At 61.8% G+C, this 26,422-nt stretch carries 22 protein-coding genes; 12 read left to right on the top strand and 10 right to left on the bottom strand.

Translation table 11 applies throughout. The features are described from left to right. Positions 1-1,209 carry an efflux RND transporter periplasmic adaptor subunit gene (locus tag BRPE64_RS26670; protein ID WP_016348073.1) on the bottom strand — a complete coding sequence of 403 codons (1,209 nt, stop codon included), beginning with the start codon at positions 1,207-1,209 and terminating at the stop codon, positions 1-3. A gap of 253 nt (positions 1,210-1,462) precedes the next feature. On the opposite strand from BRPE64_RS26670, the gene BRPE64_RS26665 reads away from it, so the two are divergent. Further along, complete coding sequence (locus tag BRPE64_RS26665) at positions 1,463-2,548, top strand: tartrate dehydrogenase (protein WP_016348071.1); 1,086 nt, start codon at positions 1,463-1,465, stop codon at positions 2,546-2,548. 94 nt (positions 2,549-2,642) lie between these two features. On the opposite strand, the gene BRPE64_RS26660 is transcribed toward BRPE64_RS26665, so the two are convergent. The 5 genes from BRPE64_RS26660 to manD all read right to left on the bottom strand — a co-directional run bounded on the left by BRPE64_RS26660 (position 2,643) and on the right by manD (position 8,728). After that, positions 2,643-3,494, bottom strand: coding sequence for a GntR family transcriptional regulator (locus BRPE64_RS26660; RefSeq protein WP_044043353.1), 852 nt, complete (start codon positions 3,492-3,494; stop codon positions 2,643-2,645). Between the two features lie 78 nt (positions 3,495-3,572). Next, positions 3,573-4,871 (bottom strand): MFS transporter, encoded by a 1,299-nt coding sequence (locus BRPE64_RS26655; RefSeq protein ID WP_016348069.1) that lies wholly within the window; start codon positions 4,869-4,871, stop codon positions 3,573-3,575. A 101-nt stretch (positions 4,872-4,972) separates the two neighbouring features. Then, a complete protein-coding gene (locus tag BRPE64_RS26650) occupies positions 4,973-6,010 on the bottom strand; it encodes an L-idonate 5-dehydrogenase (RefSeq protein WP_016348068.1) in 1,038 nt (345 codons plus the stop codon). Between the two features lie 66 nt (positions 6,011-6,076). Then, positions 6,077-7,471, bottom strand: a complete 1,395-nt coding sequence (locus BRPE64_RS26645; protein WP_044043352.1) for an MFS transporter — start codon at positions 7,469-7,471, stop codon at positions 6,077-6,079. 48 nt (positions 7,472-7,519) lie between these two features. Next, entirely contained in the window at positions 7,520-8,728 is a 1,209-nt protein-coding gene (manD, locus tag BRPE64_RS26640) for a D-mannonate dehydratase ManD (RefSeq protein ID WP_016348066.1), read from the bottom strand. 106 nt (positions 8,729-8,834) lie between these two features. Between manD and BRPE64_RS26635 the strand changes: the two genes are divergently transcribed. Both BRPE64_RS26635 and BRPE64_RS26630 read left to right on the top strand, forming a co-directional pair. After that, positions 8,835-10,316 (top strand): mannitol dehydrogenase family protein, encoded by a 1,482-nt coding sequence (locus BRPE64_RS26635; protein ID WP_044043350.1) that lies wholly within the window; start codon positions 8,835-8,837, stop codon positions 10,314-10,316. A 243-nt stretch (positions 10,317-10,559) separates the two neighbouring features. Continuing rightward, positions 10,560-11,360, top strand: coding sequence for a hypothetical protein (locus BRPE64_RS26630; protein WP_232519334.1), 801 nt, complete (start codon positions 10,560-10,562; stop codon positions 11,358-11,360). Positions 11,361-11,375: 15 nt separating this feature from the next. Here the strand turns inward: BRPE64_RS26630 and BRPE64_RS26625 are convergent, their stop codons facing one another. Then, positions 11,376-12,857, bottom strand: a complete 1,482-nt coding sequence (locus BRPE64_RS26625; protein WP_044043736.1) for a M81 family metallopeptidase — start codon at positions 12,855-12,857, stop codon at positions 11,376-11,378. Between the two features lie 325 nt (positions 12,858-13,182). On the opposite strand from BRPE64_RS26625, the gene BRPE64_RS26620 reads away from it, so the two are divergent. The 9 genes from BRPE64_RS26620 to BRPE64_RS26585 all read left to right on the top strand — a co-directional run bounded on the left by BRPE64_RS26620 (position 13,183) and on the right by BRPE64_RS26585 (position 23,100). Beyond that, positions 13,183-14,706, top strand: coding sequence for a sensor domain-containing diguanylate cyclase (locus BRPE64_RS26620; protein ID WP_016348062.1), 1,524 nt, complete (start codon positions 13,183-13,185; stop codon positions 14,704-14,706). An 82-nt stretch (positions 14,707-14,788) separates the two neighbouring features. After that, complete coding sequence (locus tag BRPE64_RS26615) at positions 14,789-15,433, top strand: LysE family translocator (RefSeq protein ID WP_044043346.1); 645 nt, start codon at positions 14,789-14,791, stop codon at positions 15,431-15,433. 234 nt (positions 15,434-15,667) lie between these two features. Beyond that, positions 15,668-17,608 carry a sigma-54-dependent Fis family transcriptional regulator gene (locus BRPE64_RS26610; RefSeq protein ID WP_016348060.1) on the top strand — a complete coding sequence of 647 codons (1,941 nt, stop codon included), beginning with the start codon at positions 15,668-15,670 and terminating at the stop codon, positions 17,606-17,608. Between the two features lie 183 nt (positions 17,609-17,791). Then, complete coding sequence (gene pqqA, locus BRPE64_RS33965) at positions 17,792-17,866, top strand: pyrroloquinoline quinone precursor peptide PqqA (RefSeq protein ID WP_084675895.1); 75 nt, start codon at positions 17,792-17,794, stop codon at positions 17,864-17,866. A gap of 72 nt (positions 17,867-17,938) precedes the next feature. After that, positions 17,939-18,220, top strand: coding sequence for a pyrroloquinoline quinone biosynthesis peptide chaperone PqqD (gene pqqD, locus BRPE64_RS26605; protein ID WP_016348059.1), 282 nt, complete (start codon positions 17,939-17,941; stop codon positions 18,218-18,220). Between the two features lie 227 nt (positions 18,221-18,447). Then, a complete protein-coding gene (locus BRPE64_RS26600) occupies positions 18,448-20,184 on the top strand; it encodes a methanol/ethanol family PQQ-dependent dehydrogenase (RefSeq protein WP_016348057.1) in 1,737 nt (578 codons plus the stop codon). Positions 20,185-20,283: 99 nt separating this feature from the next. Beyond that, entirely contained in the window at positions 20,284-21,504 is a 1,221-nt protein-coding gene (locus tag BRPE64_RS26595; protein ID WP_016348056.1) for a c-type cytochrome, read from the top strand. A 149-nt stretch (positions 21,505-21,653) separates the two neighbouring features. Beyond that, on the top strand, positions 21,654-21,839 hold the full coding sequence (locus BRPE64_RS26590; RefSeq protein ID WP_016348055.1) for a hypothetical protein: 186 nt from the start codon (positions 21,654-21,656) through the stop codon (positions 21,837-21,839). A 211-nt stretch (positions 21,840-22,050) separates the two neighbouring features. Then, complete coding sequence (locus tag BRPE64_RS26585; protein ID WP_051180556.1) at positions 22,051-23,100, top strand: FUSC family protein; 1,050 nt, start codon at positions 22,051-22,053, stop codon at positions 23,098-23,100. Here BRPE64_RS26585 and BRPE64_RS26580 read toward each other — a convergent pair. From BRPE64_RS26580 to BRPE64_RS26570, 3 genes are all read right to left on the bottom strand, one after another. Further along, positions 23,097-24,245: a DSD1 family PLP-dependent enzyme gene (locus tag BRPE64_RS26580; protein ID WP_044043344.1), complete on the bottom strand. Its 1,149-nt coding sequence runs from the start codon at positions 24,243-24,245 to the stop codon at positions 23,097-23,099. The genes BRPE64_RS26585 and BRPE64_RS26580 overlap by 4 nt on opposite strands. A 101-nt stretch (positions 24,246-24,346) precedes the next feature. Then, on the bottom strand, positions 24,347-25,585 hold the full coding sequence (locus tag BRPE64_RS26575; protein WP_016348052.1) for a CaiB/BaiF CoA transferase family protein: 1,239 nt from the start codon (positions 25,583-25,585) through the stop codon (positions 24,347-24,349). Between the two features lie 3 nt (positions 25,586-25,588). After that, a complete protein-coding gene (locus BRPE64_RS26570) occupies positions 25,589-26,371 on the bottom strand; it encodes an enoyl-CoA hydratase/isomerase family protein (RefSeq protein WP_044043342.1) in 783 nt (260 codons plus the stop codon). Positions 26,372-26,422: the final 51 nt, after the last annotated feature.

The raw sequence follows: 26,422 nt of genomic DNA, 5'->3' as shown, positions 1-26,422 counted from the left end.
CTATTTCTTCGCGAGGGTGACACGGGCGCCGTTCTTGAGCTTGTCGCCGGGCGACAGCACGACCACGTCGCCGGGTTTGACGCCCTGCACGGCAAGCAGATCGCCGATGCGCTCGCCCGTCGTCACGGGCACTTCGCGCGCGGTGTCGTTGTCGATCTTGTAGACGACCTTGCGTTCGCCGCGCGTGACGACCGCCGATGGCTGCACGGCCACAACGGCCTTCTTCTCTTCGGGCGGCACCGGCTTCGAAAGAAACGCGACTTTCGCGGACATGTCCGGCAAGACGCGTGCATCGCGATCGACGAAGCGCACCTTCACGAGCACCGTCGCCTTCGAGCGATCGACCGTCGGCACCGTGCGCGACACGCGGCCCGCGAAGCGCACATCGGGCAATGCGTCGAGCTGGATCTCGCACGGCTGCTCCACGCTGATGCGCGAGATATTCGATTCGGCGACATCGGCTTCGACTTCGAGCGTCTTCATGTCGGCGATGGTGACGACCGCGCCCTTGCTGTCCGACGCCGACGAGAACGGCGTGATGTTGTCGCCCACATTCGCGTGTTTTTCGAGCACGACGCCATCGAAGGGCGCGCGGATCACCGTCTGATTGACCGCAACCTGCGCCGCCTGCGCATTGGCGCGCGCGGAGACGATCGAGGCTGCGTCGCTGTTGAGGGAGGCTTGCGCCTTGTCGTAACGTGCGAGCGCGGCGTCGTACTGCGTTGCCGGAATCGCGCCTTGCGGTGCGAGGATCTTGAAGCGTTTGAGGTCCACTTCCGCGTTCTTGAGCTCGGCGCGTTGCAGTTCGAGATTCGCCTGCGCGACCTTGACTTGCGCCTGTGCCTGCGCGAGCGAAGCGGCGACGTCATCGCTTTCGAGCCGCGCGATGATCTGCCCTTCCTTCACCACGGTGCCTTCGAGCACGCCAAGCCATTCGACGCGCCCTTGCCCCTTCGAGGCCACTGCCGCCTTGCGCTGCGGCACGACATAACCGGTGGCGTTCAGCAGCGTGTAACTCTGCGATGGATAAACGGACGTGACCGTGGCGCTCTCCACGGCTTGCGGACCGGTGAGCCTGAACGCGACGGCAGCCAGCGCAAGCAGGATCAGCGCGATGAGGACATAACGGAACCAGTTTCGACGGCGCCGCGGCACGGCGGCGGAGGGTCCCCGGTCGATTTTGAGTTTTTCGAGGTCGTGTTCGGCCAATTTATGAGCTTGCGCCGCAGTGCGGCTCGCGGTTCGGGATGCAGTGAAGGGACGTTCAGTATAGCGCCGCGGGGTATCGCGCCCGCTGTCGTATATGGACGCAGCCTTGCGCGTCGTGCCGGACCTTCGCTCGCACTCCACTTGTGAATCAAAGTTAAAGATGCTTTGACTCCAGCCCCGGTTTCAAGGCTTCAACTTCGGTAAAGTGACTTCACGCCGCACCACCCCAATAGATCGGAGACGGAGACAGACCATGAAGACTTATCGCATCGCAACCATTCCCGGCGACGGCATCGGCAAGGAAGTCGTGCCCGCGGGCCAGCAAGTGCTCGAAGCGCTCGCACGTTGCACTCAAAATTTTGAATTCAAATTCGAGAATTTCGATTGGGGCGCGGACTACTACCGCCAGCATGGCGTGATGATGCCCGCCGACGGGCTGGACGCGATCCGCGACAAGGACGCGATTCTTTTCGGCTCCGCCGGCGATCCGGACGTGCCCGATCACATCACGCTGTGGGGCCTGCGCCTGAAAATCTGCCAGGGGTTGGATCAGTACGCCAACGTGCGCCCGACGCGCATCCTGCCGGGCATCGACGCGCCGCTCAAGCGCTGCAAGCCGGAAGACCTGAACTGGGTGATCGTGCGCGAGAACTCGGAAGGGGAATATTCGGGCGTCGGCGGCCGTGTGCATCAGGGCCATCCGATCGAGGCGGCGACCGATGTATCGATCCTGACGCGCGCCGGTGTCGAACGCATTATGCGTTTTGCATTCAAACTGGCGCAATCGCGTCCGCGCAAGCTGCTGACCGTCATCACGAAGAGCAACGCCCAGCGTCACGCGATGGTCATGTGGGATGAAATCGCGCTGGAGATCTCGAAGGAATTCCCGGACGTGAAGTGGGACAAGGAACTCGTCGATGCCGCCACGGCGCGCATGGTCAATCGTCCCGCGACGCTCGATACCGTCGTCGCGACCAACCTGCACGCCGACATACTGAGCGATTTGGCCGCCGCACTCGCGGGCAGCCTCGGCATCGCACCGACGGGCAACATCGATCCCGAACGCCGCTATCCGTCGATGTTCGAGCCGATCCACGGCTCCGCCTTCGACATCATGGGTAAAGGTCTCGCCAATCCTATCGGCACGTTCTGGTCCGTCGTGATGCTGCTTGAACATCTCGGCGAATTCGAAGCTGCCAAGCGTGTGATGGCCGCCGTCGAAGCCGTCACCGCCGATCCGTCCCTGCACACGGGCGACCTCGGCGGAACGGCGACCACCGCGCAAGTGACCGCCGCCGTATGCGCGTTCGTCGAGCAGGCGGTAGCCAAGGCAGCCTGATGCGTCTTCGCTCTGAAAGCACGAGCGCATGAATGCAGCGTCGAAATAAAAAAGAGCGGCTACGTGCCGCTCTTTTCGTTGATCGCGTTTTTCTCTACGAACCCAACGCAACGCGTTCGGGTTCATCCGGCTCGAACCAGTCGGGATTGCGCTCGGCGATCGGATGCAGCGACACCAGAATCTCCCGCAGATGCGCGCGCATCGCGTCTTCGGCGCCATCGGGATCATGCGCCTTCAATGCACTCACGATGCGCGCATGCTGCTTGATGAGCAAATCGAGCGGCGACACATCCGGCAAGCTCAGATAGCGCACGCGATCCATCTGCGCCTTGATGTCCTGGATGGTGTCCCATGCGGCGACGCAGTCGATCGATTGCGCGATCATCATATGGAACTGTTCGTCGAGCGTGAGGAACGCGCCGGTATCGTTCACCTTCGATGCGCTCTTCTGCTCGCGCAGGTTCGCGGCGAGATCGTCGAGTTGTGAATCGGTGATGGCGACCGCGGCCTTGCGGGCAACCGCCGTTTCGATCGCCTCGCGAATGAAGCGCCCTTCACGCACCTGACGCGGCGAGATCTTTTTAACGAACGTGCCGCGCTGCGGCAGCACTTGCAATACACCGGCCTCGACAAGCTTGATGAACGTCTCGCGCACGGGCTGACGCGAAACCTGAAACATGTCCGACACTTCCTTTTCGGAGAGCGGCGTGCCCGGCACGAGTTGCCCCGCGAAAATAGCCTGACGCAGCGCCCGAAAAATCTGCTTGCCGATGGGCTCGTGCGAGTCGTGCGAAATCAGCGACGTCAGATCGGGCAACGCGATCTTCTGCGACGCGAGCGGCCTGCGCAGGCGAGCGCGCCGTGCAGTCGGGGCCGCTGTTGAGCCTGCTGTTGATCCCGCCGTTGAGCCCGATACCGAGTCGTTCGGCACGATACCTTCTTGCATGATTGAAACCTGAATTGAAACCTGAGCGCCATGAGAGGAAGTGCGCTGCACGCATGCTTGCAACGCTTCCCGATACTATCACGCGGTCCTTGCCGCTCCTTCGGACTTCGCGCGCGCTTTCGGCTCGCGAATCCACATGAACGAACACAGCGCGCCGAGCACGGCAACCGCGCCTGCAAGAACGAACGCGCTGCCATAAGCGCCGTGCGTCGCCTCGACGATGAAGCCCGTCACCGCCGGCCCGATCACGCCCGCCAGATTCGCGAGCAGATGCACGAAGCCGCCCACGCCGCCGACGTTCTCGCGTCGCACTGTGTCCTGAATCACGGCCCAGTAGACCGAACCCGTCACGTAGAGAAAGAAGATCGTGACCGACATCAGCGCCACCGCGCCCCGCGTGCTCTCCACACGGCCCGCAAACGCCACGGATATCGCAGCCAAGCCCAGACACACGGTCAACACGATGCGGCGCGACGCCAACGGCTTGCCGGTGATGCGCAGAATCGCATCGGTGATGAAACCGCCCGCAGCAAGCCCGATACTGCCGAGCAGCCACGGAATCACCGTCGTGAAACTCATGTCGCGCAGGGACATGTGATGCGCTTCGGTGAGGTATGTCGGGAACCACGAGAGAAAGAAGAACAGCACGTAGTTGTACGAGAAGAACGCGCATGCAGTGGCGAGGATGATCGGCTGACGCAGATAGAAGCCGAGGTTTGCCTGCTTGCCATGCGCACCGTGCTCCATCGACGCGGCGCCTTGTTGTCCCGCCACGATCAGATCGAGCTCGGCTTGCGTGACGCGCTTGTTCTCTTGCGGATGCTCGGTCGTCGAAAGCGTCCACAGCGCGAGCCACACGAAACCGATCAGCATGATGATGACGAAGGCCCAGCGCCAGCCGAACGTAATCGCCATATATCCGACGACCGGGCCCGCGAGCGCGCCGCCGAGCGGCGTGCCCGAACTGATGACGCCGATCGCGCTCGCCACTTCCCGGCGCGGGAACCAGTTATTCACCATCTTGCTGTTCGACGAGCTGAACGGGCCTTCACCCATGCCGAAGAGCACGCGCAGAACGATCAGCGAAACGAGGCTGCTCGCGAGCGCGGTCGCGCCGCAGAAAAGCGACCAGATGCCCATTGCGCCGCCGAAAACCTTCTTGGCGCCAATCTTGTCGGACAACACGCCGCCGACGAAATTGAATAATGCATACCCGATGAAGAAGCTGCTGAACACGACGCCCATCTGCGCGTGCGTGAAATGAAGATCCTTCTGGATCAGCGGCGCGGCGATGGAAAGCGCCGCGCGATCGAGGTAGTTGACGACTCCGGCGAGAAACAGCAGTCCGACAACGAACCATCGCTGGCTCTTGATCATGTTGAGTCTCCGATGCACCGCTTCTTGTCGGCTCTCAATGTTGGCTCTGAGCCCGGCGGTTTTTTGAATGATGAATTTTGAATGCCAGTGCGCGGACGCTTTCAGTCGAATTGCAGATGCACCTTCATCGACTGGCTGCGGTCCTGCGCCACTTCGAATGCGCGGTTCGCTTCCGCGAGCGGGAACACGTGCGTCATCAGCGGACTGAGATCGATGCGGCGCGACGCGATTTCATCGGCGGCGGTGGCGTATTCGTCGGTGAAGCGGAACGAGCCTTGATAGCGCAACTCCTTCGCCATCACGAGATTGGCCGCGACCGGCGACTGGCCCGCAGGCAGGTTGCCGAGCTGGATGACCGTGCCGCCCGCGCGAACCGCACGTAACGCGGTATCAAGGCCGGCGGGACTGCCCGACGCCTCGATCACCACATCGAAGGTGCCGCGCTCGCGCGCCCATGCATCGATGCGCGCCTGATCGTTCGCGAGCACGGTTTCGTCCGCGCCGAGCGACGCCGCCATGGCAAGCGCCTTGTCCGCGAGATCGACCGCGACGATCCGATGCGCGCCCGCCCGACGCGCCGCAGCAAGCACGATGCAACCGATCGGCCCGCACCCGACGAGCAGCATCCTCGCGCCGACGAGCGAGCCGGCGAGCTTGAGCGCATGCAGCGCGACCGCGAGCGGCTCGGCCATCGACGCCTGCGCGAAATCGAGGCTGTCCGGAACCGGCACGCACTGCCGCGCCGCCGCCGTGATGTATTGACGAAACATGCCCTGCATGTGCGGGAACGTGGACGCGCTGCCCATGAAGCGCATGTTCAGACAATGGTTCGGCATGCCCTTCACGCAGAAGCGGCATGTGCCGCAGTTCAAGCCTGGATTGACCGCGACGCGCTGACCGACGCTCAGACCGGACACGCCCTCGCCCAGTGCCGCAATCTCGCCCGCGACCTCATGACCGAGGACAAACGGCTCGCGTACCGCGAAGTCGCCGCTTTTGCCCTTGAAGTAATACGAGAGATCGGACCCGCAAATACCGCCCGCGCGCACACGAATCTGCACTTGTCCGGGTTGCGGCTGGGGCGTGTCGATCTCGTCGATGACGAGTTTCTTCGCTTCATGGAGAACGGCTGCGAGCATGATCGGTATCCTGAAACTTGCGGTTTTTTGAATGCTGAATTTTGAATGCCGGTTTTGCGACTGGATTCAGCGGCGCGCGGCAAAAGCAGGCGCGGAACGCGTCGGGGCGGCTTCGATCTCGGCTTTCATCTCGGCTTCCATCTCACGTGACGGCGCCGACCAGTCGTGCAGATCGGCACCGAGCCTCGCGGGCGCGGTTTCCGGCAGAAGGAACAGCGAGATCGTCGAAACGATGCCGAGCACCGCCACATACACGATCAGCCCGAACGAGCTGCCGCCCGTCGCCTGAATGAGCTTCACGGCGACGAGACCGAGCACGCCGCTGCCGATGAGCGAACCGATCTGCCAGATCAGCGCGATGCCGCTGCAGCGTACGCGCGCCGGAAAAAGCTCAGGGAAAAGCGATGCCTGCGGCGCGTAGCACAGGCTATGGCCGACAGTGATCGCGAGGATCATCACGGTCTGGATCGCGAGACGGCTGCCGCTGTCGATCGCATGAAAGAGCGGCACCACGAGCAGGACATGCAGCACAGCGCCCGCGATGAAAGTCGCACGCCGGCCAATGCGGTCCGAGAGCGCGCCAGCAAGCGGAATCGCGATCAGTTCGAGCAGCACCGCGACGATGATGCTCTGCAGGAGAAGCGCATCGGAGATGCCGTGTGCGCGGCCGTAGGCGAGCACGATCATCGTGTACATCGCGAAGGTGCAAGCTTCAATGAGCTTCGCGCCGACGCCCTTCACGATCGTCGAACCGTATTGCTTCACCACTTCCACCACGGGCCGCGATTCGACCGTTTGCGTCGCGCGAATCGCCGCGAATACGGGCGACTCCTCCGTGCGCAGGCGGATATAAAGCCCGACCACGACGAGCACGATGCTGCCGAGAAACGGCAGACGCCAGCCCCAGTCCATCAGTTGCTCGTGCGTGAGGGTCGCGGTGAGCACGGCGAAGATGCCCGACGGAATCAGAAAACCCGCTGGTGCGCCGAGCTGCACGAGGCTCGCGAAGAAGCCGCGTTCGCGCGGCGGCGCATATTCGGCGGTCAGCAGCACTGCGCCCGCCTGTTCGCCGCCGACGCCGAATCCCTGCAGCACTCGAATCAGGATAAGTGCGGCAGGCGCCCAGATGCCCACCTGCGAATAGTCGGGCAGCAAACCGATGGCAAAAGTGCCGAGCCCGACGATCAGTATCGTGACGATGAGCGCTTTTTTTCTCCCAATTTTGTCGCCAAAATGTCCGAAGACGATCCCGCCGATGGGTCGCGCGACGAAGCCGACCGCATAGGTCGCGAAAGCGGCGAGCGTACCGATGAGCGGATCGTGGCTCGGGAAAAACTTTGCGCCGAACACGAGCACGGCGGCCGTGCCATACACGAAGAAGTCGTAGTACTCCGCCGCAGTGCCGATGGTCGATGCCGCGGCCACACGCCGCAGCATCGCACTGGTTTCTCTGTCTGCCATGTCTCTCTCCGGAATTTTGTACTTTGAATGCGTAATGCCGACGTACGATTACCAGTTCCAGAGCGTTCCGTCTTCGAGCCGCGCGACAGGCAGATAGGCCGGGTCATACGGATATTTCGCGGCAAGCTTTTCGTCGATGTCCACGCCGTGTCCCGGCGCTTCGCCCGGATGCATCATGCCGCGGTCGAAGGACCATGCATGAGGGAAGACGTCGAGCGCCTCCTGCGGAAAGCCCATGTATTCCTGCACGCCGAAGTTCGGCACCCACAGATCGAAATGCAGCGCCGCGCCCATGCATACTGGCGACAGATCGGACGGACCGTGACAGCCCGTGCGCACCTGATACAGCGAAGCGAAATCGGCGATACGTTTCAGATGCGTGATACCGCCCGCATGCGTGAGCGTCGCGCGGATGTAGTCGATCAGTTGCTCTTCGATCAGCTGCTTGCAATCCCAGATGCTGTTGAACACTTCGCCCACCGCGATCGGCGTGACGGTGTGTTCGCGGATCAGGCGGAAACCGGCCTGGTTCTCCGCGGGTGTCGGATCTTCCATCCAGAACAGGCGGTACGGCTCGATCGACTTGCCGAGGCGCGCGGCCTCGATCGGCGTCAGACGATGATGCACATCGTGCAGCAGATGCGTGTCGAAGCCGAACTTGTCGCGTACGGCTTCGAAGAGTTTAGGCACGAAATCCAGATACTTTTCGGAGGCCCAGCTCTCCTCGTCCACCGCACCCTTGGTCGCCGGCTCGTACATGCCGCTGCCCTTCGCGACGCCGTACACCGAACGCATGTTCGGCACACCGCACTGGATACGGATAGCCTTATAACCTTGCTCGACATGCTCCGCGTAGCGGTCTAGCGCTTCCGGAATATCGCGGCCCGTCGCGTGACCGTAGACCATCACACCTTCTCGCGACGCGCCGCCCAGAAGCTTGTACAGCGGCATGTTCGCGGCCTTGCCGAGGATGTCCCACAGCGCCATGTCGACTGCGGCGATGGCCGTCATCGTGACGGGACCGCGCCGCCAGTACGCGCCCTTGTAGAGGAACTGCCATGTATCTTCGATGCGGCCGGGATCGCGCCCGATGAGCAGCGGACACACGTGATCCCTCAGATAGGAGGCGACGGCCAGTTCGCGGCCATTGAGCGTCGCATCGCCGATGCCGTAAATGCCCTCGTCCGTTTCCACCTTGAGCGTGACGAAATTGCGTCCCGGACACGTCACGATCACGTCGGCGCGGATGATCTTCATAGGGATTTCCTTGAATGGGCATTCGATGTAGCGGATACTACCATACCAGTATGTTGCATCGTCAACGCCGGGTTTTCCCCATTCTTAATGCAAAATGCCAACGCAAATGACTGATCAATCAACGCTTTGCCGCTCGTCGCTCGCTGCGCTGAAAGCGCATGTGCTCTCGCCGGAATGGCGGGAGCCTGCCATCGGCATCGTGCATTTGGGCATCGGCAATTTTCATCGTGCGCACGAAGCGCTCTACACTGAGGAAGCAATGCTCGCCCAGCCGGGCGACTGGGGCATCTGCGGCGTCACACTTCAGGGCGACGTGAGCAAGCGCGATGCGCTGATGAAACAGGACGGGCTTTACAGCGTCGTCGAACGTGGTCCGGATGGCGTGCGCGTGACCGTCGTGCGTGCGTTGCGGGAAGTGCTGGCCATGCCTGTCGATCGCGCGCGCCTGTTCGCACGCTTCGCCGATGAACGCGTGCGCATCGTCTCGTTGACCGTCACGGAAAAGGGCTATTGCCGCGATCCGCAGACGGGAGATGCCGACTTCACTCATCCGGGCATCGCGCACGATTTGATGCATCCTGACGAGGCGTCGACGGTTCCGGGCATTCTGTGCGCGGCGCTCAAGTCGCGCCGCGATGCCGGTGCGGCGCCCTTCACCGTACTGTCCTGCGACAACCTCTCGCACAACGGCGACGCGCTTCGGCAGGCAGTCTGTTCCTTCGCACGCAAGCTCGACCCGGCGCTCGCCGACTGGATCGAAACACAGGTGGCCTTTCCGTCGACGATGGTCGATCGCATCGTTCCCGCGACGACCGACGCCGATCGCGAAGCCGCGCATGCGGCCCTCGGTGTGCGCGACGAAGTGCCGGTGCCGTGCGAGCCGTTCCGTCAATGGGTGATCGAGGATCGCTTTCCTTGCGGGCGTCCCGCATGGGAGGTGGCCGGCGCGCAGCTCGTCGACGATGTCGCGCCGTTCGAAGTCGCCAAGCTTCGCATGTTGAATGCCACGCACTCGACGCTGGCCTATCTGTCGATGCTCGCCGGATTCGAGACCATCAGCGATGCGGTCGGGCATGCGCCGTTGCGCACGCTCATCCACGAAATGATGACGCACGAGATCGCCCCGACGCTGAATGTTCCGGCCTCGTTCGATCTGCTCGCCTATCGCGACGCCCTGCTCGATCGATACGCCAACCCGGCGCTCAGTCATCGCTGCGCACAGATCGCGATGGATGGCAGCCAGAAGATGCCGCCACGCATTCTGTCGACGATCGCGGCACGCCTCGACGCCGGTCAACCGATCGAGCGGCTCGCTTTAGCCACGGCTGCCTGGTTCACGTTCCTGCGCGGCCAGTCGGACGACGGCACGCGCTACCGCATCGACGATCCGCTCGCAGAGCGTCTCACGAAGGCAGCCGGCGACGCCGACACACCCGAGCGTCTGGTCGACGCCCTGCTCGCCATCAGCGACGTCTTTCCGCCGGCGCTCGCGCACCACCCGGCGTTGCGCGACGCGCTGATCCGTGCCGCAACGAAACTGCGCGGCGGCGCGCTCGCGGCGATCGCCGAATACTCGCGAATCGATTAAATGCAAAATTCAAAATGCCAAAGGGAATTTTGAATTGCGCATGCAAAATGCCGGTTACCGGTGGCTGGTTACCGGTTACCGGTTGCTGGTTTGTCGGGCGCAAGCGGCATGCGCCCGCGCGAAAACAAGTCAACTACGACTGCCGATTGGCCGGCTTCGTTTTAAGATAGTCACTTTCCGTGACTCGGCCCCATGCGCCAGGAGTGGTACGTGCTCTTTTCGACATCTCGACGAAGCGTTGCCGTGTGCGCGACCTGTGCATTACTGTGCTGGCCGTTCGTGACGCTTGCGGCGCAGCCCGCAGGCAATCGCGCGGCGAGTTCCGTCGATGCTGCGAGCGGCGCCCCGGCTCCAGCCATTCTTTCCGCCACCGCGCTGCCGCCGGGCTTCAGCGGCGACGATCCCGAGCATGTCAGAGACGCCCTCGCCGGCCATCCGGCGCCTGGCCAGCCATCGTCGATTACGAGCCGCGTACGGGCATTTCTCTCGCGTCCGTTTCGTAAGTCGGAGAACGGCGCGTCGGCGGCATCGGGCGCGAGCGCCTCGCAGGCGGACCGCGTGTTCGTGTTCGTCATCCCCGTTTCATACGGCGTGCGTTATCAGTCGAAGAAGAAGGTGCTCACCGTGAACGTCGCGCTCTCGGCACCCGAGACGCCGGACGCCATTCTGCTCAAGCAAACGGTCAAGGGGCAAAGCGGCCGCAAGCTCGTCGTCGCGCCTGAAGCGAAAGAGAAAGGCTTCGTTCAGACCTTCGACGTCATCCAGTTGAGCGCGGCAGGCAGTGCGAAGACGACGGTCAATGGCCGCGTGGTGTTGCCGAACTTCGACCATAAGCGCGGCGACGACGACTTCGCCATCGTGCTTATCTGCACGCTCGTGCCGCCCTATCTGATGGACGATGTCGAGCACAGCGCGCCCACCGATGAAGAGCCCACCGACATCACGCGCAGAACGTCTACGCTGAATGGCCGCGTCGATGCTGCGTGGCTCATCGACCGTACGGACGGCAGCATCGTGACCAAGCGTCTTCATCTCGTCAAATAACAGGACACGCTTCGTTCAATACTCGACGTTCGCATCGAGCGGAAAAACCGGGCGTTTCAAATTGCTGAACGAGAACAGTGCGTAGTCGGAACCCGTGACGCCGCGACTATCGCATTCGACGAATCCGCCCGATAGCGGCACGAACACCGGACGGCAATACATGCGCGATTTAAGGATCAGAAAGCGCGCGCTACGCGGATCGATGCCGACGCTTTCAAACACACCCAGGTCCCATGGCTCGTGCGTTCTTTCGGTCAGGAGAATGCGCGCGTTTTGCGTTTCGATCACAGCCGCACGGCCCATATAAGCGCGTTGCCCTGTATAAGTCGGGCCGCTAATGATGTATTCGCCATTCGTCAGCGCGCGCACGACGCCCGTCACTTCGAGCGGCAGCTTGCCACGCGAGGCCACGCTCGCAAGCTTGTTGCCGATGCCGAGCGTGACGCGCGCGCCCTCGCCCGCGGCATACAGCTTCGCGACCGCATCCGGATCGCACAACGGTCCGACGACAATGCCATCGAGCCCCTGTTGCAAGGCCTCTTCGAACGCATCGGTGGTATCGCACGTTCCGCCCGACATGCAGTTGTCGCCGTGATCGAGCAGCAGCACGGGCTTGTCGGTCGCGCGTGCAAGCCGGGCACCTTCGCTGATTGAATCCGCAAGCGGCGCGCTGCGATACACGAAGCTTTCGCGCTCATCCCATATGAGCCGCGCCATGCGGTCCGCGACTTCCTGTGCCTTCGCGCGCGAACCATCTGCGACCACGATGACGCTCAAGCAAGGCGCTTCGATATCCGCAAGCGAAAAGCCCGGCAACACCGATACCGCCAGCACACCGTCCTCACGTTCCGCAGCGCGCGCGGCATCGACGGCACGCTTCATCGCGCCTTCGTCCGTTGCGCTTCTGAGCGTATGCGTCATGAGCGGCGGCTGCGCCCATGCGATCACAGGCTCTGCTTTGCCGTGCATCCGATCGAACAACAGACGCGCCGCGTGCGCCCCGCTTTCATACATGTCGATGTGCGGATATGTCTTGAAGCTCACGATCACGTCTGCATGATCGATCATTTTCTGCGTGACGTTGCCATGCAGATCGAGCGACACCGCGATCGGCGCATGCGGCAGCACACGACGCACACGCTCGAGCAGATCGCCTTCGCCATCGGGCGAATTCTCCGCCACCATCGCGCCATGCAGATCGAGCATCACGGCATCGCAACCTTCGGCGGCATCGACGATGGACGCGCATATTGCATCGTAGGCCGCTGCGGCCACGCGCCCGCTCGGATTCGCCGATGCGGAGATCGGCGTGACGATGCTCGCATCTTCGCGCTTCGCTGCATCGATGAACGCGGACATCGCCGTGCGCATGCCCGCGTGCTCGCGATAAGCGTCATCGCCATAGCACGGACCATCGGGCCCGAAGGCTTCGAGCGGTGTCGCCACTGGCGAGAATGTATTGGTCTCGTGATTCATTCGCGCGATGAGAATCTTCATGCGCATGTCTCCTTCGATGAATGAAGTAGACAACTCTGTCTACTCGAGAAAACAAGATGTTTCGGCTATGTGCATTCGCTCGCTCATCATACAGAGACGTACGCCCGTGCGAAACCGCGGCGGCCCAAGCGTCTACAATCCAGAGTTGAACATTCGCCAGGCGCACTGCCTGTTTGCATTTCAGCCCGTCAATTCCGGAGTATTCGACACGATGCGAGGCGTCGCTGCACCGATAGGCCGAGCGGATCGCACCACGCGGAGAACGTGAATGCCGCCCAGTTTGAATGCCGTTCGCAAGACCGGACGCGTATTTAGCCGCCGGCTGATGCGACGCAACAGCACCGCTGCGATGCGCATCGCCGACGTGTTCTCGCGCGTGCCGATGCTTGCGGCGCTCATCGGCACCGCCATTGCCATTTCCATGGCGGTGCTGTCGTTTGCCGCGTTATGGCAAGGTCGCGCGCAGGCGTTGCAGAACGCGCATGTGGCATCGGCCAATCTCGTCGCCACGTTGAGCGCCGATATCACGCGCAACATCGAATCGAGCGATCTGTCCTTGCGCACCATCGTCAGCGGCGCGAAGAATCCGGCGGTCATGACGCTGCCTCCCGACTTGCGCAAGCTCGTTCTGTTCGATGGCGCTACCGGTATGAACTATGTCGGCGGCGCATTCGTCATGAATCGCGAGGGCCGCATCGTCGTCGAACGCGATCCATCGGAACATGCGGACCTGCTCTTCAATGATCGCGATTACTTCAAGGTCCACGCCGACAATCCGGACATGGGGCTCTATATCTCCGGACCCTACGTTTCGCGGCTCCGTAAAGACGCAGCTTCGCTCGCGATGAGTCGACGTATCGATGCGCCCGACGGCTCGTTCGCAGGCGTCGCAGTCATCGCGTTGAACGTCACGTACTTCAAGGCGCTGCTCGCACGTGTGAACGTTGGCCGCTCCGGCTCGGTATTCATCGTGCAACAGGATGGCGTGATGATCGCGCGCAAGCCGGCCTTGCCGGGGGACAGCACGAATTATGTCGCCCGATCCCCGACCTTCGGCGCGATGAAGGACCAGTCTTCCGGCTCCTATATTTCCACGTCGCCGCTCGATGGTGTGCGGCGGCTCTACACCTTCCAGCGCGTGCCGGGCACGCATCTGATCGCGGCGGTCGCGCCGGCGGAAGAAGACGTCCTCGAAGGATGGCGGGAACGCAGCACCATGATCGGCGGCCTCACGCTGCTGTTCGGAAGCGGCTTTATCGTCATCTCGTGGCTGCTGGCGATTTCATTACGCTCGCGGGCAATCGCGCAGGAAAAGCTGCAACGGCTCGCGGGCACCGACGCCCTCACCGGCCTTTGCAACCGCCGCGCGCTCGACCGCCGTCTGGACGAGGAATGGCGGCGCGCACGGCGTGCTGATCAACCGATCTCCGTGCTATTCATCGATGTCGATCACTTCAAGCTTTACAACGACACCTATGGTCACGCGATGGGCGACGACGCGCTGATCGCAGTGGCCGATTGCATTCAGAATTCTGTGAACCGGCCCGGCGATATCGTCGCGCGCTATGGCGGCGAGGAATTCGTGGTCGTGCTGCCGGCCGCCGCCGCAAGCGGTGCGTTCACGTTCGCCGAACGCCTGCGTGCGAAGGTGGAAGAACTCGCGGTGCCGAACAGCGCGGCGCCGAGGGGCGTGCTGACCATCAGCATCGGTTGCGCCACAACCTCGCCGCGCCATAGCGACGACGCCCTCAAGCTGCTCAGCAGCGCCGACGCTGCCCTCTATCTCGCCAAGCGCGCCGGCCGCAATCGCGCAGTTCATGAGGACAGCGTCGCGAGCGGCAGCGTCTGAAGCGGAACGCGCGACGTCGAGCGTATGATGCATGCTGTATGCAATCCGGCACTTTGCATGCAGCATACAAGGAGACAAGCCGATGAGCGCATCCACCGCCGTACTCGCGATTCTGTTCTCGCTTTTGCTGGGCGCGATGATTCCCGGCCCGAGCTTCGTGATCGTGGCCCGCAATGCCATCGGCGTCTCGCGTGCTGACGGACTGGCGACCGCATTGGGCATGGGCGTGGGCGGCATCTTCTTCGGCGGGATCGCGCTCGCCGGGTTGTACACGTTGCTTGTCGCCGTCGAATGGCTGTATATCGGGCTGAAGGTGGCGGGCGGCCTCTACCTGATTTATATCGCCTCGAAAATATGGCGCGGCGCCGCGCAGCCGATGCAAATGTCGATGCAGCGCGACGCGTCCGTGCCCGCGAGCAATGCACGCAGGTCGTTCTGGCTCGGTCTTTCGACGCAACTGAGCAATCCGAAGACGGCGATCTGGTACGGCAGCATTTTCGCGGCGCTTCTGCCGCAGCATCCGCCGCTGTGGTGCTACTTCGTGCTGCCGCCGATGGTGTTCGCGATCGAAACGGGCTGGTACACCATCGTCGCGCTGGGCTTCTCCAGCAAGCGGCCGCGCGAGATGTATCTGCGCGCGAAGAAGTGGATCGATCGCGTCGCATCGAGCGTGATCGCCGCGCTCGGCTTGCGTCTCGTTTTGACGGCGAGCAAGGCCGGCTTGTGATGACGTATGCATAACGCATAACGGCATCCTGCATTTTGAATGCAAAGGACCGGACGAAGGCATAGAGCGTCCGGACAGGCCTGGCATGTGCCTCGGGCAGACGTAGTCACCGCGACAACATCATCTCCTTTCGTTTTACTGACATCCGCACGACGCGCGGCGCATTGGCGCAAGACTTGCTTTTCCAGGCGCTCGACCATCCGGCGATTCGACCGGCGCGTGCACACGGAGGAGATGATGCAAGACATCCACGATATTGCGGCTTTCCCCAATGAACGACAGAACAACTGGCTGATTCCGTCAATTCGCAAGGCGCACGAGCGATCGGAGACGTTCGGTCTGAACGCATCGACATGCCCCGACTACGACGTGCTCACTCAAGGCGAATTGCGCCTGAAGCTCGAACAGAATCGTGTGTTGTGCGCACATGCGACGCCGGTCATGGAGACACTGCGCGAGCAGATCGTCAATACGCAAAGCATGATTGTGCTGACCGATGCGCAAGGTCTTATCCTTCACTCGACCGGCGACGACGACTTCCTCGCCCGCGCCGAGAAAGTCGCGCTCAGGGCCGGTGCGAACTGGGCCGAGGAACGCCAGGGCACCAATGCTATCGGCACGGCTATCGCCGAATGCACACCGACCGTCGTGCACGGCGATCAGCACTATCTCGCCGCCAATCGCTTTCTAACCTGTTCCAGCGTGCCGATTCTCGATCCATACGGCGAGTTGATCGGCGTGCTCGACGTGACGGGCGACCATCGCAGCTACCATCGTCACACCATGGCGCTCGCACGCATGTCGGTGCAGATGATCGAAAACCATCTGTTTTCCAGCACTTTTCAGGGCATGCTGCAAATCGCGTTTCATAGCCGCCCCGAATTTCTCGGCACGTTGATGGAAGGCATCATGGCCTTCACGGGCGATGGCCGCTTTCTCTCCGCCAATCGCAGCGCGCAGTTTCAGTTCGGCCTGCCGCTCACGAGTTTGCGCGCACACACACTTTCGTCACTGTTCGGATTACCGAGCGCGCAATTGATCGACCGTTCGCGTGCGAGTCGCGACGCGCACACAACGCTCGATCTGAACAACGGTGCAGTGGTCTGCGCGCGCGTGCGTTTGAATCGCTCGCCCATCGCCAATATGCCTGCCTTGTCGCTTCCGATGAAAGCGGCATCGAAGCCGTCCGTGCCCCTCGACAAAACATCGAAACTTGCTTCGCTCGACACCGGCGATGCAAAGGTCTCCGCCGTGATCGGCAAGGTACGCAAGGTCATCGGAAAAGACATACCGATCCTCATCACCGGCGAGACGGGCACCGGTAAGGAGTTATTGGCGCAAGCCATTCACTGCGATTCGCCGCGTCGTGCCGGGCCTTTCATCGCGGTGAACTGCGCATCGATTCCGGAGAACCTGATCGAATCGGAGCTTTTCGGCTACGAAGAAGGCGCATTCACGGGCGCAAGGCGCAAGGGCGCGGCGGGCAAGCTCATGCAAGCCAATGGCGGCACGCTCTTTCTCGACGAGATCGGCGACATGCCTTATCCACTGCAAGTGCGACTCTTGCGCGTGCTGCAGGAGCGCGTCATCGATCCTTTGGGATCCAGCAAATCGATACCGGTCGACGTCGCGATCATCTGCGCGACGCACCGCAACTTGCGCGAGATGATTGCGCAGAACCGCTTCCGCGAAGATTTGTATTACCGGCTTAATGGACTCGTGGTCAAGCTGCCGCCGTTGCGCGAGCGCACGGACCTTGCGGCCGTGATCGCCAAGATGCTCGACATGGTGGATGCCGAAGAAGCATACGGCGTGCGCCTGTCTATCGACGAAGAGGTCATGCAACTCTTCGAGCATTACCCATGGCCGGGCAATTGCCGGCAATTGGGCAATCTGCTGCGCACCGCGGCCGCCATGGTCGACGATGACGGTTGCATTCGTCGCGAACATCTTCCCGAAGACTTCTTCGACGAAGCCGTAAGCGCCGTGCCTGACGTGCCTGAGGCATGCTCAATGGCATTCGCGGCGGGACGCCTGCAGGAAGTCACGGCCTCGGTGATCGCAGCGACGCTTGCGCGTCACCGCGGCAACGTGTCCGCCGCGGCGCGCGCGCTCGGCATTTCACGCAATACGATCTATCGCAAGCTGCCCGGCTGTACACCGATGGAGCAGTGAGTTGTTGCACCCGCTGTTCCACTTCGATACACGTGTATCGCAAGGGGGCTTCGCTTAGCGAAATTGAACTGAAAGGGTCAGCCATATAAATTCGGTCCGGCTCATTGAAGGCACAAAGCTTGCGTTCCTATAATCGATTGCGAATGAATCGCGGTCATTACTCGAACCGTCAAGGAGATAGTCATGCAATGGACCACGCCGGCTTTTACCGATATGCGTTTCGGATTTGAGATTACGATGTATATCGCCACACGCTAGTTCTTCCTTAAAGACGTGCCCGGGTTCGCATTTGACGCAACCCGGGCACGCTCGTCTAAAGACCCACCGCACATGAATCGGACGAACGCGCGCGCGGACACACGCACGCGCCCGCGTTTGCGCGCGCTCTTGAAGCTGCATTGGCATGCCGATATGGGCTCGTGCGAGATCGTGCATGCGGGCGGCTCTATCGAATTGAATCGCAGCGCAGGCGAGATACTCGCCCGTTGCGATGGCACGCGCGCGCTGGACGACATCATCGGCGAACTCGAAGCGCGCTTCGGCACCTCGGGTCTGGCTGTCGATGTCTATCGCTTTATCGATGAAGCGCGTCGTCTCGGCTGGCTCGACTAAGCATCGCTCGAATCGGCACTGTCACATCGGGCAACACGCGAACGTCTCACTGCTCCACGATGCAACACACATGAACATAAGCCGCGCGGCGCGGCAATGCATCGTCGTTCGAGCAATACCCGCATGCAGCAAGGCATGCGAGCGCATGAATCGGCAATGGCACGTGACTTGCCTTGATCAGCGCGCAACCGTTTCGCATGCCTATATAGAAATTCCAGGAGACAACAATGAAGACACGCTTGAGTCCCGCCATGCGCATTGCCGCCATCGCCGCAGGCGCCGCCGCGTTCGGCTTCGCTTCGCAACAGACAGTCGCCGCCGACACCGCACCCTCGCAATATCCGGACGTCAGTTATGAACGTCTTACGAGCGCGCAGGATGATCCAGGCTGGCTCACTTATTACCGCACCTATAACGGCCATGGTCATTCGCCGCTCAAGCAGATCGACACGAGCAACGTAAAGAGCCTTAAGCAAACGTGGAGCTATAAGTTCCCCGCCGATCTTCAGCAAGGCTTCGAAGCAACGCCTATCGTCAACGGACGATTTCTCTTTGTGACGACGCCAAAGGACAACGTCTATGCATTCGATGCCGCAACCGGCAAACAGCTCTGGAAATACGAACCCAAGCTCGGTGCAGAATCGTTCAAGACGGCGTGTTGCGATGTGGTCAATCGCGGCGTCGCGCTCTATGGCAAGAATGTCTATGTGGCGATGTTGAACGGCGAAGTCGCCGCGCTCGATGCGCAAACCGGCGCCCTCATCTGGAAGAAAGCGATGTTCGAACCGGGCGTGGGCTATGCGTTCTCGCTTGCGCCCCTCGCGCTCGATGGCGCGATCGTCGTCGGCAGTTCCGGTGGCGAGTACGGCGCGCGCGGCTTTATCGCCGCACTGGATCCCGCCGATGGCAAGGTGCTCTGGAAACGCTATACGGTGCCCGGTGCGAAAGAACCCGGTGGAAATACCTGGCCTGACGGCATGCAGGAACACGGCGGCGCGCCCGCGTGGCTCACCGGTACATACGACGCTGCAAGCAAGACACTTTACTGGGGCGTGGGCAATCCGGGGCCATGGCTCGCGGATTTGCGCCCGGGCGATAACCTCTATTCCGATTCATTGCTTGCACTCGACCCCAAGACGGGCGATCTCAAATGGCACTATCAATACACGTCGCATGACACATGGGACTATGACGGAGTCAACACGCCCGTGCTTGCGAACATCAAGTACGAAGGCAAGGAATACGACGCCATTCTTCATGCGGACCGTAACGGCTTTTTCCATGCGATCGATCGCAGCAACGGCAAGCTGATCTATGCGCGCCCCTTCGTCACCGCGACATCGGTGACGGGCTATACCCCGGATGGCAAGCCGGTGCAGGACGCGTCGAAGTATCCGAAGGCCGGTACGACCATCGAAACGTGCCCGAGCTTTCTGGGCGGCAAGAACTGGTGGTCCGTTTCATACGATCCGCAAAAGCATCTCGCGATCGTGCCGGCCTTGCATGCGTGCATGTCGCTATCAGGAAAATCGGTGAATTACATGGAAGGCCTGCCTTATCTCGGCGAAGGCTTCGAGATCAAGCCCGAGCCCAACAGCAAGGGATACGGCGAGTTGCAAGCGATCGACGTCGATACGGGCAAGAAGGTCTGGAGCCACTGGAGCAAGCTGCCCTGGAACGGCGGTGTAGCGACAACTGCAGGTGGTCTCGCGTTTAGCGGCTCGCTCGACGGTCATCTCTATGCCTTCGACGAAGCGACCGGAAAAGTCCTGTGGCAAAGCCCCAAGCTTGCGAGCGGCATCATCGCGCAGCCATCGGTCTATGAGATCGACGGCAAGGAATACGTTGCGGTGCTTGCAGGTTATGGCGGCGCAAACCCGATCTGGGGCGGCCCGATGGCGAAGGCGGCAGACAAGGTGCCGCGCGGCGGCACGCTTTACGTGTTCGCGCTCAATCGCACCTAGGCCGCGCTTAAGCGTCGTTATTCAAATGATCTGACTAAGACGACGAGCGCGCTTCATTGCGCGCTCGCGGTTCTCATCGATTTCATCGGACGTACAGACATGAATCAATTCCTTAACCGCATTCGCGCCGTGAGCATGCTTGCCGCATGCATCGCGCTGACGCCGTCGCCTTCGGATGCAGCCGTGAAGATTTGCACCTTTCCCGGCAGTCCGTCCGCGGCGCTTGACCGCGCCGTTGCGCATGCCGCTTTCGCTCAAGCCAACATGGTTGCGACGTTCGTCGAACATGGTATTGGCGAAGGCGATGACGACGGCGTGTCACTCCGCGAACTCGACAAGACCCTTGCACGCGACTGCGATGTCATCGCGGGCTTTCCGCGTTCCTCCGTCGCCGACGCATCTGGCGGCAAGATGCGTTTCTCGCGCGGCTATCTGCGAGCAGGCTATGTCAGCATCGAAACGCCCGGCGCCGATTTGAGAGACGCGGCTAAGCGCACCGTCGCCGCAATGTACGCGAGTCCCGCGCAATTGATCGCCGTGCAACAACCCGACGTCACGCTCGATCTGGAAAACACGTCGGCATTGACTGTCGAAGCGGTTGCGAACGGACGTGCGCAGCGCGCAATCGTGTGGTATCCCGCCGTGGTTGCGTATCGTATCGCGCATCCGGAGCGTGACTTCAGCGTTGCGCACGCGAATTCGCCGTATGCGGACTGGCACCTGACTTTTGCTTTCGGGCCTAAGAGCGAAGCTTTGCGTCCTCGCATCGATGATGCGCTCATCGCTTTGACTAAGAATGGCCGCTTGCACGAGCTGACTAAGCAATGGGCGCTGCCTCCTGAAACCGCATCCGCGCGCTATCTCGACATGCCTTCGACCGCATCGTTCGTGCGCCAGAACATCATGCTCGCGGATGCAAACGTGTCGCGCGCAGGCCGCATCATCAAGGTAGCGAATGAAGGCGGCGTTAGCATCGAACCGCCGACTTTCGAACAGGCGCAAACGTCGCACGGTAAAACGCTTTATGCGAGCTCTTGCGCAAAATGCCATGGCGCGCAGCTTCAGGGCGTAACCGCGCCTGCATTGCAAGGACCGGCCTTCGCACCGGCGGCCAACTCGCATCTGACCGTAGGCGGCATCTTCGGCTATATGGCGACGAACATGCCCGCCGATCGTCCCGGCAAAATGAAGGATCAGGATTATGCGGACATCATGGCTTTCCTGCTCATGTCGAACGGCTATAAACCGGGCGGTGCAAAGATGACCGCCAACAGCGCCCGTTCCTCAAAGTTGCCGCTCAATGCCGGACCTGCACATTAACGCTAGAGCGCACCGGACAACTCGCTTGTGCGATCTTGAATACGTCACAATGTGACATATAATCAAGATGTCCCTTGTGGCGAGTAATTAGCCGCAGCGCGACGCAATACACAAGTCGAGCCGGCTCGCGCCGGTGGGAGGCCAGCGTCATGCTCATCAATAACGAGTTTGAGATCGGCTATCTTGTCGTGGTTTTCGCCTTGCTCGGCGTTATCGTCATCGGCGCGCTGCTCACGGCGCTGCATCTGGATCGCTGGCATCCGAAGCTCGTCAGCGCGGTCATTGGTGCGTTGCTCGGGCTTGCGTTGATCGAAGCGGTGCCGATTCTCACCTGACACACCCTGACGCTTCGTCAGCCTTCGGCTTGTCGCGATACAAGGGCAGCAACTCATCCGGCTTAAAGCGGGCGGGTTGCTGCCTTTTTCCTTTTTTCTCTCGCTTACTCTGCATCACGCACCGTGCGCGACATTGGCATAATGCAGCACGACCGCGCGCTTAAGCGCCGGGTCGTTGCGGCATATCCAATTTGCCATCGACACTGAGCGCATGACAGCGATATCACATCCTAAGCGCAAGCTGCGCGCATTCTTCGGCGCACCCGAAGCAAGACGCCTCATACGCACGCTGATGAGTTGCGCGATCAGCTATGCCGCCGCGCGTCTCGCAGCCCTTCCCGAAGGCTATTGGGCGTTGATCACGACACTCGTCATCGTGACGCAGCCGAGCCTCACACAAGCCGTCGATACGGCACGCGATCAGATCATTGGCGCATGCATCGGAGCGGTTGTGGGCGTGCTTGGCATCGTCGCGATGGAGCGTGGCGCGCCGCCGCTCGCAGTCTTTACCGTGGCGCTATTGCCGCTCGCCGCACTCAGCGCCAAGCGTCCGGCATTCAGGCTCGCGTGCGTCACGCTCGTAATCGTCGTACTGATTCCCGCCGGGCCCGGCTTGCCGTTCGAGCGCCCGTTGCATCGCGTGCTGGAGATATTGATCGGTGCAGCATCGGCGTTCGTGGTGTCTGCGGTATGGCCCAATCGTGCGATCAAGGCTGCGCATCGCAGTGTTGCCAATACGTTGATGACGCTCGGTCAACTTATCGGTTTATATCTGTCAGGCGAGCAGGATGAAGCACGCGCGATGCGTCTCGAAGCGCGAAGCATGGATGCACAGAAAGCACTCGACGATGCATTGAAGGAAGCCGAACGCGAGCACATCATCGTGCTTGTGCAGAATCGCCGCTCGGATGCCATCGACAAGGCCGCGCCATTCCTGCGTCGCCTGCACAGCGATGCGCTCTTTCTCGCGAAGGCGGTATCGCGTCTCGACAGCGAGACGTGCGCGTCCCGGCTCGGCGATACGGGACGCACGCTGCAAGCGCTCTTCGAAACGCTCGCAAGCGTGCTTGCTTCGACGCGTCAGGATGAAGCGAAACTCGCGCATGTACGCGCATCCGTGAACCAGTTAAAGCACACGTTGAGCATGCATGAGCCGAGCCATGGCGCACAGGAAGTGGCGCAGTTCGTCGTCGGTCTGATCGTTGCCGATGTCGATGCGCTCGTTTCGACGATCTATCCGCCCAAGGAACAAAGCGCTTAACGCGACATTCCGCGCGCGTCGATCGGCCAGATGTCCGCGACGCGCTCGCCTCGGTAGCACACGTACTCGTCGTATAGATTCACCGTCGGATCGCAATGCCCTGGCGGAAGAAGCAGCCGCTTGCCGACGAGTGCCGCGACGTCTTCTTGCGGCTTGCTTTGCGCGCGCAACATGCCGTGCTCGTCGTTTGCAGCGACATAACTCAATTCGGCTTCGGTTCCTGCGTCGATCCATATCGCGCTGCGCGGCAAGCCCGAATCCACCGCGAGTCCCTTCAGGCCGACATCGCACACGGCCATGCCGGGACGCGTCGCGCTCATCACCGTCGAGAGCACGAAAAGGCTGTGACGCCAGCGAAGTTCGCCGTCCCAGCCGAGGCCGCCGTAGTCGCCATCCATGAACAGGTAGGAGCCGGGTTGCAGCTCGTTATAGACGCCGCTCGCGGCATCGAACTCGACTGTGCCGGTGCCGCCGCCCGTCACGATTGCGCAACGCACGCCGCGCGTATCGAGCGCTTGCACGTAGTGCGCGGTGATCTCCGCTGCATGCGCTGCCGCGGTCTTGCGTGCGTCCCAGTCGGCGACGTGTTGAATGCCGCCGTGATAGGCCTGAATGCCCGTGAACTTCAGCGCATCGTGTGCGGCGATTTCGTCGACGAGCGCGAAAAGTGCATCTACGCTCGTCACGCCGCAGCGATGCTGCCCTGCATCGATCTCCGGCAGCACGTCGAGCGTCACGCTGGCGCGCGCGGCAGCTTCGCCCAATGCACGTACTTGGGTAAGCGCGTCGACGCACACCGAAAGCCGCGTATGCGATGCAAGTTCGACGGCCATTGCGATCTTGTCGGCGCCGACGAATTCATTGCTGACGTGAATACTCGCGATGCCGGCCGCCGCGAACGGATACGCCTCGGAAAGCTTCTGGCAACACACGCCGGCCGCGCCCGCCGCAATCTGACGCTTCGCGATCTCACTGGACTTGTGCGCCTTCGCGTGCGGACGCAACGCGACACCATGACGCGCGGCGAACGCCGCCATCGCGGTGAGATTGGCGTCGAAGGCGTCGAGGTCGATCAGCAGCGAAGGCGTCCCGACCGATGTCAGCGGGTCGCCCACACGGGCGGCAGGTGGCGGTGCAAGCGTCATGGCGAATGGTGAAGTGGTGTCGGTAAAGTGGCGTCAATTCTGGATCATAGCGTGGCATTCTGCATGATGAATGCATAACGCAAAATGCCAGCGCCGCAGCCTTATGCCGGCACTTCCGTTTCGAGAATCGCGCCTTCTTCCTTGAGCGCCTGAATGCGCGTCTCGTCGAAACCATATTCGCCGAGCACTTCGCTCGTATGCTGTCCGAGCAGCGGCGCGGGACGCGAAGCGCTGGTGCAGCCGTCGGAGAAATGGATCGGCAAGCCGATTCCGCGCATCGGGCCCGCAAGCGGATGCCCGGTCTCGACAATCATTCCCCGCGCGATCGCCTGCTCATGCGTCGCCGCTTCCGGCACGCCCAGCACCGCGCCACTCGGCAGGCCGATCTCGTCGAAACGGGCGAGCCAATCGTCGGTGGTGCGTTCCATCAGCCGCGAAGTCAGGATCTCCACCAGCGCCTCGCGATGCTTGAGGCGACCCGCGTTGGTCTTGAAGCGCTCGTCGTCAGCGAGACCGGGAATGTTCAACACGCCGACGAGACGCTCGTAATTGCTCTGGTTCGCCGCGCCGATGTTCACCCAGCCGTCGCGCGTGCGAAACGCCTGATACGGCGCGCTCGTCGGATTGGCCGAGCCGGCTTTCGGCAGCACAGTGCCATCCGCGAAGTAGTTGGCGAAGGCCCAGTACATCTGCTGCAAGCCGGCCTCGAACAGCGACGTATCGACCATCTGACCAAGACCCGTGACCTGCTTGCTCGCGTAAGCCGCGCTGATGCCGAGCGCCGCGAGAATGCCCGCGTTGATATCGGTGACGGGCGAGCCTGCCTTGATCGGCGCCTGCCCCGGTTCGCCCGTCATGCTCATCAGGCCGCTCAAGCCTTGCGCGATCAGATCGAAGCCGCCCTTGTCGGCCATCGGTCCGCTGCGGCCATAACCGGAAATCGCGCAATAGATCAGGCCGGGATTGACCGCCTTGAGCGATTCGTAACCCATGCCGAGTTTCTCCATTGTGCCGCGCCGATAGTTCTCGGTCACGACGTCAGCGCTCGTAAGCATCTTCCTGAGCACTTCCTTGCCGCCCGCGGTCTTGAGATCGAGCGCGATGCCACGCTTGTTACGGTTCACGATCATGAAGGACGCCGACTCGCCGCTCGCGAGAATCGGCGCGAAACGCCGGCAATCGTCGCCAAGCGGAATCCTCTCGACCTTGATGACATCGGCGCCCATGTCTGCGAGCATCATCCCGCAGATCGGCCCCGACATGATGTGTGCGAGCTCGATCACGCGCATGCCCGCGAGCGGTCCCGCGCCCGGCGCGGTCTCCCGGTTCGTGTCTGCCATGGTTCAACGTCCCTTGAATTGCGGTTTGACCTTGTCGAGAAAGGCCTGATAGCCGCTGCGGAAGTCCTCGGTGCCGAAGCAGGCGAAGCCTTCATCGCGCTCCTCGTCCGTGAGCGGCGCAGGGTCCATCACGCGGCGCACGAAGCGCTTATGCCAGCGCGCGACGAGCGGCGCGCCATCCGCGATCCGACGCGCGGTTTCATAGGCATGCGACGTCACTTCGCCGTCCGCGACGACGCGCGTGACGAGCCCTTTCGCAAGCGCTTCCCGCGCGTCGAAAATACGGCCTTCGAGAAGAATTTCGAGCGCCACGGCTGGCCCCGCGAGTCGGACGAGACCTTCCATCTCCGCATGCGCCATCACGAGACCCAGGTTCTTGATGGGCACGCCGAAGCGGCTCGATTCCCCGCAGATGCGCAGATCGCACATCGCCGCGATCTCCAGGCCGCCGCCGACGCAGATGCCGTGAATCATCGCGACGATCGGATGGCGGCACTCGCATAATGCATTCAAAGTACGATGCATGATCGCGCCGTACTCCCGCGCCTGTTCCGCATTCGAGCGATCGGTGCGGAACTCGCCGATGTCGTTGCCCGGCGAAAACGCCTTTTCGCCCGCGCCGCGCAGAACGATGCAGCGCAACGAGTCGTCGCGAGACAATGTCTCGATGGTCTCGCCCAGCGAGCGCCACAGCGGCTTGGTCATCGCGTTGAGCTTCTCGGGCCGGTCGATCACGACTGTCGCGATATCGTCCGCGCGCTCGATCAGGATGGATGGTTCCGCCACATCGCCTCCTTTGATTTTGAATGCTGCATGCGTTGTTCAATCTGGTTCAAT

The sequence above is a fragment of the Caballeronia insecticola genome (assembly GCF_000402035.1).
In the GTDB taxonomy this organism is placed as follows: domain Bacteria; phylum Pseudomonadota; class Gammaproteobacteria; order Burkholderiales; family Burkholderiaceae; genus Caballeronia; species Caballeronia insecticola.
Note: the sequence above shows the minus strand (reverse complement) of the source record. Positions and strands in the feature narration are given on the sequence as shown.

Bases quoted from the DNA above. Each gene is read 5' to 3' on its own strand.
- BRPE64_RS26665 (WP_016348071.1), top strand. From the start codon at position 1,463: ATGAAGACTTATCGCATCGCAACCATTCCCGGCGACGGCATCGGCAAG.
- BRPE64_RS26660 (WP_044043353.1), bottom strand. From the start codon at position 3,494: ATGCAAGAAGGTATCGTGCCGAACGACTCGGTATCGGGCTCAACGGCG.
- BRPE64_RS26655 (WP_016348069.1), bottom strand. From the start codon at position 4,871: ATGATCAAGAGCCAGCGATGGTTCGTTGTCGGACTGCTGTTTCTCGCC.
- BRPE64_RS26650 (WP_016348068.1), bottom strand. From the start codon at position 6,010: ATGCTCGCAGCCGTTCTCCATGAAGCGAAGAAACTCGTCATCGACGAG.
- BRPE64_RS26645 (WP_044043352.1), bottom strand. From the start codon at position 7,471: ATGGCAGACAGAGAAACCAGTGCGATGCTGCGGCGTGTGGCCGCGGCA.
- manD (WP_016348066.1), bottom strand. From the start codon at position 8,728: ATGAAGATCATCCGCGCCGACGTGATCGTGACGTGTCCGGGACGCAAT.
- BRPE64_RS26635 (WP_044043350.1), top strand. From the start codon at position 8,835: ATGACTGATCAATCAACGCTTTGCCGCTCGTCGCTCGCTGCGCTGAAA.
- BRPE64_RS26625 (WP_044043736.1), bottom strand. From the start codon at position 12,857: ATGAAGATTCTCATCGCGCGAATGAATCACGAGACCAATACATTCTCG.
- BRPE64_RS26620 (WP_016348062.1), top strand. From the start codon at position 13,183: ATGCGACGCAACAGCACCGCTGCGATGCGCATCGCCGACGTGTTCTCG.
- BRPE64_RS26615 (WP_044043346.1), top strand. From the start codon at position 14,789: ATGAGCGCATCCACCGCCGTACTCGCGATTCTGTTCTCGCTTTTGCTG.
- BRPE64_RS26610 (WP_016348060.1), top strand. From the start codon at position 15,668: ATGATGCAAGACATCCACGATATTGCGGCTTTCCCCAATGAACGACAG.
- pqqD (WP_016348059.1), top strand. From the start codon at position 17,939: ATGAATCGGACGAACGCGCGCGCGGACACACGCACGCGCCCGCGTTTG.
- BRPE64_RS26600 (WP_016348057.1), top strand. From the start codon at position 18,448: ATGAAGACACGCTTGAGTCCCGCCATGCGCATTGCCGCCATCGCCGCA.
- BRPE64_RS26595 (WP_016348056.1), top strand. From the start codon at position 20,284: ATGAATCAATTCCTTAACCGCATTCGCGCCGTGAGCATGCTTGCCGCA.
- BRPE64_RS26590 (WP_016348055.1), top strand. From the start codon at position 21,654: ATGCTCATCAATAACGAGTTTGAGATCGGCTATCTTGTCGTGGTTTTC.
- BRPE64_RS26585 (WP_051180556.1), top strand. From the start codon at position 22,051: ATGACAGCGATATCACATCCTAAGCGCAAGCTGCGCGCATTCTTCGGC.
- BRPE64_RS26580 (WP_044043344.1), bottom strand. From the start codon at position 24,245: ATGACGCTTGCACCGCCACCTGCCGCCCGTGTGGGCGACCCGCTGACA.
- BRPE64_RS26575 (WP_016348052.1), bottom strand. From the start codon at position 25,585: ATGGCAGACACGAACCGGGAGACCGCGCCGGGCGCGGGACCGCTCGCG.